General features: G+C 64.6%; 11 protein-coding genes. 6 read left to right on the top strand and 5 right to left on the bottom strand.

What is annotated here, in order from left to right; translation table 11 throughout:
• Positions 1-103 precede the first annotated feature (103 nt).
• Positions 104-2377, top strand: a complete 2274-nt coding sequence (gene ybiO, locus ACR6A7_RS08535; protein ID WP_434124442.1) for a mechanosensitive channel protein — start codon at positions 104-106, stop codon at positions 2375-2377.
• Between the two features lie 2 nt (positions 2378-2379).
• On the opposite strand, the gene rlmF is transcribed toward ybiO, so the two are convergent.
• Positions 2380-3300, bottom strand: a complete 921-nt coding sequence (rlmF, locus tag ACR6A7_RS08530) for a 23S rRNA (adenine(1618)-N(6))-methyltransferase RlmF (RefSeq protein ID WP_434124441.1) — start codon at positions 3298-3300, stop codon at positions 2380-2382.
• 141 nt (positions 3301-3441) lie between these two features.
• Between rlmF and ACR6A7_RS08525 the strand changes: the two genes are divergently transcribed.
• On the top strand, positions 3442-4071 hold the full coding sequence (locus ACR6A7_RS08525; protein WP_434124440.1) for a flavin reductase family protein: 630 nt from the start codon (positions 3442-3444) through the stop codon (positions 4069-4071).
• On the opposite strand, the gene hutG is transcribed toward ACR6A7_RS08525, so the two are convergent.
• Both hutG and hutI read right to left on the bottom strand, forming a co-directional pair.
• Positions 4068-4859 (bottom strand): N-formylglutamate deformylase, encoded by a 792-nt coding sequence (gene hutG, locus ACR6A7_RS08520; protein ID WP_434124439.1) that lies wholly within the window; start codon positions 4857-4859, stop codon positions 4068-4070. The two genes, ACR6A7_RS08525 and hutG, sit on opposite strands and share 4 nt — an antisense overlap.
• The gene (gene hutI, locus ACR6A7_RS08515) at positions 4856-6073 is read right to left on the bottom strand and encodes an imidazolonepropionase (RefSeq protein ID WP_434124437.1); all 1218 of its coding nucleotides are present in this window, start codon (positions 6071-6073) and stop codon (positions 4856-4858) included. The genes hutG and hutI overlap by 4 nt, the downstream gene beginning before the upstream one ends.
• Positions 6074-6157: 84 nt before the next feature.
• On the opposite strand from hutI, the gene ACR6A7_RS08510 reads away from it, so the two are divergent.
• Together ACR6A7_RS08510 and ACR6A7_RS08505 are read left to right on the top strand one after the other, a co-directional pair.
• A complete protein-coding gene (locus ACR6A7_RS08510; RefSeq protein WP_434124435.1) occupies positions 6158-7513 on the top strand; it encodes a formimidoylglutamate deiminase in 1356 nt (451 codons plus the stop codon).
• Positions 7510-8049 (top strand): HutD/Ves family protein, encoded by a 540-nt coding sequence (locus ACR6A7_RS08505; protein ID WP_434124433.1) that lies wholly within the window; start codon positions 7510-7512, stop codon positions 8047-8049. The genes ACR6A7_RS08510 and ACR6A7_RS08505 overlap by 4 nt, the downstream gene beginning before the upstream one ends.
• Here the strand turns inward: ACR6A7_RS08505 and hutC are convergent.
• Positions 8033-8788 carry a histidine utilization transcriptional repressor HutC gene (gene hutC, locus ACR6A7_RS08500; protein ID WP_434124431.1) on the bottom strand — a complete coding sequence of 252 codons (756 nt, stop codon included), beginning with the start codon at positions 8786-8788 and terminating at the stop codon, positions 8033-8035. The genes ACR6A7_RS08505 and hutC overlap by 17 nt on opposite strands.
• Before the next feature lie 263 nt (positions 8789-9051).
• Between hutC and hutH the strand changes: the two genes are divergently transcribed.
• Both hutH and hutU read left to right on the top strand, forming a co-directional pair.
• Complete coding sequence (hutH, locus tag ACR6A7_RS08495) at positions 9052-10611, top strand: histidine ammonia-lyase (RefSeq protein WP_434124429.1); 1560 nt, start codon at positions 9052-9054, stop codon at positions 10609-10611.
• Positions 10612-10621: 10 nt separating this feature from the next.
• A complete protein-coding gene (gene hutU, locus ACR6A7_RS08490; protein ID WP_434124427.1) occupies positions 10622-12307 on the top strand; it encodes a urocanate hydratase in 1686 nt (561 codons plus the stop codon).
• 100 nt (positions 12308-12407) lie between these two features.
• Here hutU and ACR6A7_RS08485 read toward each other — a convergent pair.
• On the bottom strand, positions 12408-12606 hold a 199-nt coding region (locus ACR6A7_RS08485; protein ID WP_434124426.1), incomplete at its 5' end, for a hypothetical protein.

The following is a 12606-nucleotide window of genomic DNA, read 5'->3' as shown; positions in this document are numbered from 1 at the left end:
CCGCCTTTCCTGAACCGTACGATTAATGCCTTTCAACCCTTTCACGCCCGACGCCTGACTATACTTCTCCACCTGTGAGCCAGAGGTTGCTAAGGAGAAAGCCATGTCGTCAGCCCACAATTATTGTCGCCGGGTGCGGCAAGGGATCGCCCTGCTGCTGCTTTGCTGTTTTACGCTGCTGCCCGCCGCACAGGCGGTCACGCTGCCGCAGGCGGCGGTGGCGGCACAGCAGTCGTCCGGCGGCGCCAGCAGCGCGCAAAATGCGCCGACGCTCGACGAAAAAAAAGCCGCTTACGCCGCGCTGGCGAATATTCTGGAAGACGATCGGTCACGCGCAGAGCTGATTAACCAGCTGCGCGGCGCCTCCAGCGCAGCGGCGAAAGACAACGCGCCTGTGCTGACGCCGCCGACCGAAGAAGAGGATAAAACCGTGCTGCAGGGCGTGACGGACGTCACCCGCGCGTTCGGCGGCAGCGTGGTGCAAAAGTTCGCCCGCCTGCATGACAGTATCGTCGCCGCGCCGCACAAGGCGTTCAACCCGGACACCTTCTTTAACGCGCTGCACCATTTTGTGGCGCTGGCAGCAGCCCTGTTCGCCTTATACTGGCTGCTGCGCCGCGCGGTGTCGCCGCTCTATCGCCGTATGGGACGCTGGGGGCGCGCAAAGAATCACGAGCAGCATAACTGGCTGCAGCTGCCGGCGGCGATTATCGGCGCCTTCGTTATCGACCTGATAATGCTGGCGCTGACGCTGTTTATCGGTCAGATACTTAGCGACAACTATCACGGCGACAGCCGCACTATCGCCAGGCAGCAGGGGTTGTTCCTCAACGCCTTCGCGCTGATTGAGTTTTTTAAAGCGGTGTTGCGCCTGATTTTTTGTCCCGGCTTCGCCGACCTGCGCTTTTTTCATCTCAGCGACGGGCGCGCCCGCTACTGGAGTACGCGCTTAAGCTGGCTCTCCGGCCTGATTGGCTACGGGCTGCTGGTGATCGTGCCGATTGTGTCCAGTCAGGTTAACGTGCAAATCGCGGCCCTGGCCAACGTGGTGATTATGGGGATCATGACCGGCTGGGCGCTGTTTCTTATCTTTACCAATCGCCGCGCGATCCACGCCGCACTGCAGGCGCTGTCGGATCGCAGCCTGGCCTTTTTCGCCTTTTTTATCCGCGCCTTCGCGCTGGTGTGGCACTGGCTGGCGAGCGCCTACTTTATCGCGCTGTTCCTGCTCTCTATTTTCAATCCCGGCGATAGCCTGAAATTTATGATGGCGGCCACGGTGCGCACGCTGGCGATTATCGGCATCGCCGCCCTCGTCTCCGGCCTCCTGACGCGCTGGATAGGCAAAACCATTACGCTGTCGGCCGACCTGCGCCGCAACTATCCGGCGCTGCAAAAGCGCGTCAACGACTGGGTAAAGGCGCTGCTGATGCTGGCGCGCGTTGTCACGGTGTTCGCCACGCTGCTGCTGCTGCTTAACGCCTGGAACCTGTTCGATCTCTGGCACTGGCTCACGGCGGGCGCCGGAGAGAAGATGGTGGATGTGCTGATCCGTATCGTGATGATCCTGCTGCTCTCAGCAATAGGCTGGACGCTGCTGGCGAGCCTGATTGAGAGCCGGCTCGCCTCCGACTCGCACGGCCGCCCGATGCCGAGCGCCCGTACCCGCACGCTGCTGACGCTGTTCCGCAACGCGCTGGCGGTGGTGATCAGCACCATTACCATCATGATTCTGCTCTCAGAAATCGGCGTCAATATCGCGCCGCTGCTGGCGGGCGCCGGCGCCCTTGGCCTGGCGGTCTCATTCGGTTCGCAAACCCTGGTGAAGGATATTATCACCGGCATCTTTATCCAGTTCGAGAACGGCATGAATACCGGCGATCTGGTGACTATCGGCGCCATCACCGGCACGGTAGAGCGGATGTCGATTCGCTCAGTCGGCGTGCGTCAGGATACCGGCGCCTATCACATTATTCCCTGGTCTTCGATCACCACCTTTGCCAACTTCGTGCGCGGCATCGGCTCTTTTGTGGCGAACTATGACGTCGAGCGCGGCGAGGAGAGCGAGCGGGTGAACCGCGTGCTGCAGGAGGCAGTGGATGAGCTACTGAAGAACGCGGATATTCGCGGCATGGTGATTGGCGAACCGAACTTCGCCGGTCTGGTGGGCTTAACCAACCAGGCCTTTACCGTGCGCGTCTCCTTTACCACCCAGCCGCTGAAGCAGTGGACGGTGCGCTTCGCGCTGGACAGCATGGTGAAGAAACATTTCGATGCGGCCGGGATTAAGGCGCCGCGCCAGACGGTCGAGGTGGTGCAGACCGGCAGCAGCGTGGCGAGCGCGGCTGCCCTGCCCGCGCTGCCCGCCCCGGAGTAAGGCTATTTCGCCAGCCGCTGCGCGCGCGTTGCGGCTGGCATAAAGCTCCAGGCGAGAAAACGGCTCTGCTTCTGCCCCTGCGCCATATTCACCACCCGCACCTCTGCCGCGTCGAGCGCCTGCAGCTGTTTTTCCAGCGCGGGCAGGTTCTCGCGGCGCGACACCAGCGAGGTGAACCAGACGCACTGGCGCGCCAGCGCCGCGCTCTCGGCGATCATCTTGCCGACAAAGGCTTTTTCGCCGCCTTCGCACCACAGCTCGTTATGCTGCCCGCCGAAGTTGAGCGGCGTCGTGCTCTCCAGCTTCAGATTGCGCGTTTTACGCTGCGAGGCGCCCGCCGCTTCCGCCGCCGAGGCGTGGAACGGTGGGTTGCAGATCGCGGCATGAAAAAATTCATTTTTATTCACTACGCCCGCCAGCACCGCCTGCGGATCTTTTTGCCGACGCAGGCGAATCGCACGCTGCAAACCGGGATTGGCCGACACGATACGATTTGCCGCTTTCAGCGCCGCCTCGTCGATATCAGTGCCGGTAAAGCGCCAGCCATACTCCGCCTGGCCAATCAGCGGGTAGATGCAGTTCGCGCCGCAGCCGATATCCAGAATATCCGCCTGCGGGATGACGCCGCGATTGTCCAGCGCCAGCAGATCGGCCAGATAGTGCAGGTAGTCAGCGCGCCCCGGCACCGGCGGGCAGAGCGCGCCGGGCGCCAGCTGCCACTCGATGCCGTAAAAAAGCTTCAGCAGCGCCTGGTTGAGCAGCATGACCGCCTCCGCATCGGCAAAATCGATCGACTGCGTGCCGTAGCCGTTGGGCCGTACTTTGGCCGCCAGCGGCGGATGCGCGGCGGTCAGGGCGGCAAAGTCATATGCGCCCTGATGGCGGTTGCGGGCGTGGAATAAATTACTGGCTGGCTTGTTCATGGCGTCTCCCGTTTTGCAGGCGCGTACAATACGCCGCAGCGCCGGGAAAAGAAAGCCGCACAATCCGCTTACACATTTCTTTCCAGTGCGGCCGATGCTGTCACGCTAAGATAGTGTTAACACTTCGCTACGGGATAAAAGATGACGCATAAACGCTACTCCTACCAGCCGCGCGCTGGCCACGGCCTGCCGCACGACCCGCTGAACGCCATCATCGGGCCGCGCCCAATCGGCTGGATCAGCTCGGTTTCCGCGGCGGGCCAGCGCAATCTGGCGCCTTACAGCTTCTTCAACTGCTTTAACTATCATCCGCCCATCATCGGCTTCGCCAGCAGCGGCTGGAAAGACAGCGTACGCAATATCAGTGAAAGCAAAGAGTTCGTCTGGAACCTGGCGACGCGCCCGCTGGCGGAAGCGATGAACGAGAGTTCGGCGTCGGTGCCGCCGGAGCAGGATGAGTTCGCGCTGGCGGGCGTCACGCCGCTGGCCGCTTCGCAGGTGAAGGCGAGCCTGGTGGCGGAAAGCCCGGTGAACTTCGAATGTCGCCTGACGCAGCTGATCCAGCTGCAGGATGCCGAGGGCAACCCGCTTGACAGCTGGCTGGTACTGGGCGAAGCGATCGCCATTCATATCGACGAGTCGCTGCTGGATGAGGGAATTTACCAGACGGCGCGCGCGCAGCCTGTTCTGCGCGCCGGCGGGCCGAGCGCCTATTATGGCATCAGCGAAAACGAGCGCTTCAACCTGACGCGTCCGGACGCGCGCCGCTAGCGGGTTTTGCCGCCCGCGATAAAACACTGCACAAGCGGCTTCAGCACCTTCTGCAGCGCTGAAGCCCGCTCCTGCCGCCAGGCAAACGGCGATCTCTCCTCCATATAGTTGCGCTGCGCCAGCTCCAGCTGCACCGCCTCGACCCGCTCTTCCGGCTGACCATAGGCGCGGGTAATGTAGCCGCCCTTAAAGCGCCCGTTCACCACCCAGCTGTAGTCGCTCTGCGCCGCGCAGACCGCCTCCAGCCCCTGCGCCACCTCAGGGCGACAGCTTTTGCCGTCGTTGGTGCCGATATTGAGATCCGGCAGACGCCCTTCAAAGAGGCGCGGGATGACGCTGGCGATGGAGTGAGCGTCAAACAGCAGCGCGTAGCCGTGTTCCGCCTTCAGGCGCGCCAGCTCCTGCTGGATCTGCTGATGATAGGGCTGCCAGATATCGTGGAGATAGCCTTCGCGCTGCGCCGCAGAGGGCGTTTTGCCCGGCGCGAAGGTCGGCGAGCCGTCGAACAGGGTTTCCGGAAAGAGGCCGGTGGTGGCCGTGGCGTAGAGCGGCTGATTGTCCGGTGGACGATTCAGGTCGATAACGAAACGCGAATAGCGGCCGATCAGCACGCTGGCGCCGAGATCGCGCACAAAATCGAACAGCAGCGGAATATGCCAGTCGGTGTCGGGCAGGCCGCGCGCCGCCTCGCTCAGCCCCGCCTCCACCTCCGGCGTCAGCTGCGTGCCGGCGTGAGGGATGCTTACCAGCAGCGGCAGGCTGCCTGGCGTAAAGTCGAAAGGTGTCATTGCGCTTCTCCGCGATAGATAACGGTACAGGGCAGCTCGCCGCCCAGCCAGTAAACCAGCTCCGCCGGACGCGCCAGCGGCCAGTGGACGAAGTTCGCCACTTTGCCCGCCTCCAGCGAGCCGTGCGTCTGCTGCAGCCCCAGCGCTTTCGCCCCCCAGAGCGTGACGCCCGCCAGCGCCTCTTCCGGCGTCATGCCAAACAGCGTGCAGCCCATATTGAGCATCAGGCGCAGCGACAGCGCAGGTGAGGTGCCGGGATTGGCGTCGCTGGCCAGCGCCATGGGCACGCCGTGCTGGCGAAACAGCGCCACCGGCGGCCGCTGGGTTTCGCGCAGCAGATAGAAGGCGCCGGGCAGCAGCACCGCCACCGTGCCCCGCTCGCCCATCGCCCGCGCATCCTCTTCGGTGGCGTATTCCAGATGATCGGCGGAGAGCGCGCCGTAGCCCGCCGCCAGCCGCGCGCCGCCCAGCGAAGAGAGCTGCTCGGCGTGGAGCTTCACCGGCAGGCCAAGCTCCACGGCCTTATCAAACACGCGCGCCACCTGCGCTGGCGAAAAGGCCAGATGCTCGCAGAAGGCGTCCACTGCGTCCGCCAGCCCGTTGGCTTTCACCTGCGGCAGAATGCGCTGGCAAATCAGATCGACCCAGCCATCGGGATCCTGTTTAAACTCCGGCGGAAAAGCGTGCGCCGCCAGGCAGGTCGCCAGCACGTCGACGGGTGCGCTCTCGCCTAACTGGCGGATGGCGCTCAGCATGCGCAGCTCGCTCGCCTCATCCAGCCCGTAGCCCGATTTGATCTCTACCGTGGTGACCCCTTCCGCCCGCAATCGGTCGAGCCGCCAGCGCGCCGACGCCACCAGCGACGCCTCGCTCGCCTCGCGCGTGGCGCGCACCGTCGAGAGAATGCCGCCGCCCTGCGCGGCGATCTCCGCGTAGCTGACGCCGTTGAGGCGCTGCTCGAACTCCGCGCTGCGGTCGCCGCCGAATACCAGATGGGTATGGCAGTCAATCAGGCCCGGCGTCAGGATACCGCCGTCGAAGCGGTGCTGGCGACGCGGCGTAAAATCGGGCATCTCCGCGCGCGGTCCCACCCACACCAGCCGGTCGCCCGCCACCGCCAGCGCGCCATCCTCGATGAGGTGATATTTGCCTTCGCGCATCGTGACCAGATCGGCCCCCAGCCACAGGCTGTCGATCGCTTTACTTTCCGCCATTGCGCTCTCTCCCGTTGCGGACGATTTACTCCGCCTTTTAAAGTATGTATATGTATATACAACTACCGCCGGTGAGGATCAACTATGGCAACCTTTTTTGCTCCACGCGCGCTGCTGGCCGACGGCTGGCGACATCAGGTGCGCATTACCGTTAACGACGCTGGCGTGATTGAGCGCGTCACGCCCGACAGCGACGCGCACGACGCTATCCGCCTGCCCGGCGCCACTATTCCCTCTGTCGCCAACCTGCACTCGCACGCCTTTCAACGCGCTATGGCCGGGCTGGCGGAGGTCGCGGGCGATCCCCAGGACAGCTTCTGGACCTGGCGCGACCTGATGTATCGCATGGTGCAGCGCCTGACGCCGGAGCAGGTCGGCGCTATCGCCGCCTGTCTCTATATCGACATGCTGAAAGGGGGCTATACCCAGGTGGCGGAGTTTCACTATCTCCATCACGATCCCAGCGGCGCGCCCTACGCGCAGGACGCGATGCTGCAGCAGCTGATGCAGGCCGCCGAGATCGCCGGCATCGGCCAGACGCTGCTGCCGGTGCTCTACAGCCACAGCGGCTTTGGCGCGCAGCCGCCGCTGCCGGGACAAAAACGCTTTATTCAGCAGACCGACGCCTGGCTGCGGCAGCAGGAATGGCTGGCGGCGAGCGTGCGCGATAAGCCGCTGCTTAATCGCGGCCTCTGTTTTCACTCGCTGCGCGCGGTGAGCGAAGCGCAGATGCGCGAGGCGCTGGCCGCGAGCGATACCGCCCTGCCGGTGCATATCCACATCGCCGAGCAGGAGAAAGAGGTTAACGACTGCCTGGCCTGGAGCGGTGAGCGGCCGGTGGAGTGGCTGCTTAACCGCTTTGAGGTCGATGCGCGCTGGTGCCTGATCCACGCCACGCATCTCGACGCGCGCGAAATCGCGCAGCTCGCCGCCAGCCGCGCGGTGGCCGGTCTCTGCCCGACCACCGAAGCCAATCTTGGCGACGGCATCTTCCCGGCGGCGGATTTTATCGCCCAGGGCGGACGCTGGGGCATCGGCTCCGACAGCCATGTTTCCCTCAGCGCGCTGGAGGAGCTGCGCTGGCTCGAATATGGCCAGCGGCTGCGCGATCGCCGCCGCAACCGCATCACCACGGCGGAACAGCCCTCGGTAGGCGATCTGCTGTGGCGCGGTGCGGCACTCGGCGGCGCGCAGGCGTGCGGCGTCGCGCTCGGCGAACTGTCGCCCGGTAAACGCGCCGACTGGCTGGTGCTGGCGGAGGATGAATGGCTCGACAGCGTGGGCGACGAGGCGCTGCTCAACCGCTGGCTCTTTGCCGGACGGCGTGAACAGATCCGCGAGGTGTGGGTCGCGGGCCGTGCGGTAATCGAGGGGGGACGTCACGCCGCGGAAGCGCGCTGCGCGGCCGCGTTTCGCCAGGCGATGGCGGCGCTGCGATGAGAACGCATTTCTGCTACGCCGATCTGCCGGTCAGCCGCTGGCGCAACGGCGGCGGCGAGACGCGCGAAATCGTCAGCTATCCGCCCGGCGAGGCGGATTTTGCCTGGCGCGCCAGTATCGCCACCCTCGCCCACGACGGCGATTTCTCGCGCTTTCCCGGCATCGATCGGGTGATAACCCTGCTGCGCGGCGATGAGGTGCAGCTCAGCGCGCCCGCCGCCACGCACCGGCTGACGCCGCTTCAGCCCTGGCGCTTTCCCGGCGAATGGGCGATCCACGCCGCGCTGCAGGGGGAAAGCAGAGACTTTAACATCATGACGCGGCGCGACAGCTGGACGGCGGAGGTCGCGGTGACCGCACAGCCGGAGGCCAGCCTGCACGGCGTCGCCTGGGCGATCGCCGGCGAATGGCGGCTGGATGACGGTAAACGGCTAGGCGCCGCGCAGGGCGTCTGGTGGCTGGATGAGGAGACGCGCCTGACGCCAGTCACGCCGGACGCGCAGCTGCTGCTGACGCGCCTTAGCCGTGTCCCTTAAAGCGGCCGAGCAGCTTATAGCGCGATCCCGGATAGAGCAGCCGTGCATAGGTGACGATTTTGGTGTCGCTCCAGGTCTGGCGTCGAATCAGCAGGCAGGGCTCGTGCTCATCCAGCGACAGATATTTACGCTGGCGCGCGTCCGGCAGCACCGCCTCGACGATATGCTCGCCTGCGGTCAGCGGCGCTACCTGCATCAGATAGGTATAGGGCGTAAGCCGATGGTAATCCTGACTCAGGTAATCGGGCGCCACCAGCGGATTGACCAGGCGATCCTCCAGCTGTACCGGCAAATCGTTCTCGTAGTGCACGATCAGCGAATGAAAGAGGGTCTGACCGGTGCTTAAGCCGAGCACCGCCGCCTGCTCGGGATCGGCTTTATTCTGGCCGATGGCGAGGATCTGGCAGCGGTGCTGGTGGCCGCGCTGGGCGATCTCGTCCGCGATGTTATGCACTTCGAGCATTGCCGTGTAGCCTTTCATCTCCGCGACAAAGGTGCCGACGCCCTGCATACGCACCAGAAAACCTTCGCTGGTCAGCTCGCGCAGCGCGCGGTTAATGGTCATGCGGCTGACGCCCAGCTCGTTGACCAGCTCGCTTTCGGACGGCACGCGCTGGTTCGCCTTCCAGCTGCCCGCGCGGATCTGGCTGACGATCGCCTGCTTGACGCGCTGGTAGATTGGGGCGGGCTCATCGCTCATCGCCGCCGCCAGCTGTGCTATTGCCGAATGCTCGACCATATTCATTTCCTTATCACAATAATGCCTGAAGTTTACTGGCTCGCGGCCTGAATGTATATACATCCTCAGCCCCCTCGCCCTGCTCCTGCACACCGCCTGAGCGCGCTAATTTGTGATCGCACTGGCATAGCAAATGCTTATAGCTTGCCAGTTGTATAGACAAGAATAGACACTTGTGTTTCACTCGATTTCATTCGCTGCGCAGAGTGAAAACGGTTTGGCTTTTCGCATAACGCGCTTACTTGTATAGACAGGAGTAGACTATGTCAGGTTTGGCTCAGGCGGTGCGCCTGGTTCCCGGTGAAGTGGATCTTGCCGCGCTGCGCAGGATTTATCAGGGCGGCGTAACGCTCATGCTCGATGAGCAGGCGCAGGAGGCGATCCTGCGCGCGCAGCAGACCGTGGAGGAGATCGTCGCCTCCGGCAAGGTGGTATACGGCATTAATACCGGCTTCGGCAAGCTGGCGCAGACGCAAATTCCCGCCGCCCGCCTTGCGGATCTGCAGCGTAACCTGGTGCTGTCGCACAGCGTCGGTCTGGGCGATCTGCTGCCCGACAACGTCACGCGCCTGGTGATGGCGACCAAAATTATCAGCCTGGCGCGCGGCCATTCCGGCGTGCGTATCGCGCTGATCGAGGCGCTGCTGACGCTGTTTAACGCGGGCGTGATGCCCTGCATTCCGGAAAAAGGCTCGGTTGGTGCCTCCGGCGATCTGGCGCCGCTCGCGCATCTCTCGCTGATGCTGCTGGGCGAAGGCCAGGCGCGCGTCGAGGGCGTGCTGATCCCCGCGCGCGACGCCCTTGCCTCCGTTGGGCTGGAACCCTTCGTGCTCGGCCCGAAAGAGGGTCTGGCGCTGCTCAACGGCACCCAGGTGTCGACCGCGCTGGCGCTGCGCGGCCTGTTTGAGGCGGAAAACCTGATGGCCGCCGGGCTGGTAGCGGGCGCGCTGTCGCTGGAGGCGATTAAAGGCTCGCTGAAACCTTACGACGCGCGCATTCATCAGGCGCGCGGCCAGCGCGGGCAGATCGCGGTGGCCGCCGCCGTCGAGACGCTGGTCACCGGCAGCGAAATTCTCGGCTCACACACTAACTGCGGCCGGGTGCAGGACCCCTACTCGGTGCGCTGCGTGCCGCAGGTGATGGGCGCCTGCCTCGACAATCTCACCCACGCCGCGCGCGTGCTGCAAATTGAAGCCAACGCTGCCTCGGATAACCCGCTGGTGTTCAGCGACAGCGGCGACGTCATCTCCGGCGGCAATTTCCACGCCGAACCGGTGGCCTTCGCCGCCGATATTATCGCGCTGGCGGTAGCGGAGATCGGTGCCATTTCCGAACGCCGCATGGCGCTGCTGCTCGACACCGGCCTTTCTGGCCTGCCGCCTTTTCTGGTGCGCGACGGCGGCGTCAACTCCGGGTTTATGATTGCGCAGGTCACCGCCGCCGCGCTGGCCTCAGAGAATAAATCGCTGGCGCATCCGGGCAGCGTCGACAGCCTGCCGACCTCCGCCAATCAGGAAGATCACGTCTCAATGGCAACCTATGCGGCGCGGCGCCTCGGCAGCATGTGCTTTAACACCGCTGCGGTCGTCGGCATCGAAGCGATGGCGGCGGCGCAGGGCATCGAGTTTCACCGTCCGCTGCAAAGCTCCGCGCTGCTCGAGCGTGAGATTAGCCATATTCGTCAGCAGGTCGCCTTCCTTGAGGAAGACCGTCTGCTGGCGCCCGATATCGACGCCATGCGTCTGTGGGCCAGCCGTAGCGACTGGCCCGATTTTCTCACGGCACTGCTGCCCAGCCAGCAGACCGTCTCTTCTGGTGAATAAGGAATCTGCTATGAGCGAAACTCTCTCCCAGGCCGTGGCGCGCGAAGTGCGTGCGCCGCACGGCACTACGCTGCACTGCGCCAACTGGCTGATCGAAGCCGCCTGGCGCATGATCCAGAATAACCTCGATCCCGACGTGGCCGAGCGGCCTGAGGATCTGGTGGTTTACGGCGGCATCGGCAAAGCGGCGCGCAACTGGGAATGCTTTGAACAGATCCTGCGCTCGCTGGAGCTGCTGCAGCCTGATGAAACCCTGCTAATCCAGTCGGGCAAGCCCGTGGGCGTCTTCCGCACCCATGCCGACGCACCGCGCGTGCTGCTGGCGAACTCCAACCTGGTGCCGCACTGGGCCAACTGGGATCATTTTCACGAGCTGGATAAGGCCGGGCTGATGATGTACGGCCAGATGACCGCCGGCTCGTGGATCTATATCGGCGCGCAGGGCATCGTGCAGGGCACCTATGAAACCTTCGTCGAAGCGGGCCGCCAGCACTATAACGGCGATCTGACCGGACGCTGGATCCTGACCGCCGGTCTGGGCGGCATGGGCGGCGCGCAGCCGCTGGCGGGCGTGCTGGCGGGCGCCTGCGTGCTGGCCATCGAATGTCAGGAGTCGCGCATCGATTTTCGTCTGCGCACCCGCTATGTCGATCACAAAGCCTACACGCTGGACGAGGCGCTGAGGCTGATTGAAGAGGCGACGCAGGCGAAACAGGCGATCTCCGTCGGCCTGCTGGGCAACGCCGCCGAGATCCTGCCGGAGATGGTAAAACGCGCCCGCGCGGGCGGCCTCAGGCCCGATATCGTGACCGATCAGACCTCCGCGCACGACCCGGTAAACGGCTATCTGCCGATCGGCTGGGACGTGGCGCGCTGGCAGTCCGAACGCGCCAGCGCGCCGAAGGCGGTGGAAAAAGCGGCGCGCGCCTCGATGGCAGTGCACGTGCAGGCGATGCTCGACTTCTGCCATATGGGCATCCCCACGGTGGACTACGGCAACAATATTCGTCAGGTGGCGCTGGATGAGGGCGTCGCGAACGCCTTTGATTTCCCGGGCTTCGTGCCGGCCTATATTCGCCCACTCTTCTGCGAGGGCAAAGGGCCGTTCCGCTGGGTGGCGCTGTCGGGCGATCCGGAAGATATCTACAAAACAGACGCGAAGCTCAAGGAGCTGTTTCCGCAGCATAAAAGCCTGCATCGCTGGCTCGATATGGCGCAGGCGCGCATCGCCTTTCAGGGGCTGCCGGCGCGCATCTGCTGGCTGGGGCTGGGCGAGCGTCACCTGGCCGGGCTGGCGTTCAACGAGATGGTGCGCAACGGCGAGCTGAAAGCGCCGGTTGTCATTGGCCGCGATCATCTTGACTGCGGTTCCGTCGCCTCGCCGAACCGCGAAACCGAATCAATGAAGGATGGCTCCGACGCGGTGTCTGACTGGCCGCTGCTTAACGCCCTGCTGAATACCGCGGGCGGCGCGACCTGGGTGAGCCTGCATCACGGCGGCGGCGTCGGCATGGGCTTTTCGCAGCATGCGGGCGTGGTGATTGTCTGCGACGGCAGCGAACAGGCTGACCAGCGTCTGGGGCGCGTGCTGTGGAACGATCCCGCTACGGGCGTGATGCGTCATGCGGATGCCGGGTATGAGCGCGCGCAGGCCTGCGCGGCCGAGCACGGGCTTAATCTGCCGATGGTGAGGTGAGGGGCGCCAGGCCGGGCGCGGGCGGCGGCGGGTTCCGTCCCGCCGGGCGGGGTGGCCTGTTGCGCAGGCGGGGCTGAGCGGGTTGCGCCCGCCAGACGGGTTAGCCTGCTGCGCGAACTTGCTCTGAGCGGGTTCCGCCCGCCAGACGGGTTGGCCTGCTGCGCAGGCAGAGCGCTGAGCGGGTTCCGCCCGCCAGACGGGTTAGCCTGCTGCGCAGGCAGGGCGCTGAGCGGGTTCCGCCCGCCAGACGGGTTAGCCTGCTGCGCAGGCAGGGCGCTGAGCGGGTTCCGCCCGCCAGA

The sequence above is a fragment of the Pantoea phyllosphaerae genome, assembly GCF_051025595.1.
GTDB lineage: Bacteria > Pseudomonadota > Gammaproteobacteria > Enterobacterales > Enterobacteriaceae > Pantoea.
Note: the sequence above shows the minus strand (reverse complement) of the source record. Positions and strands in the feature narration are given on the sequence as shown.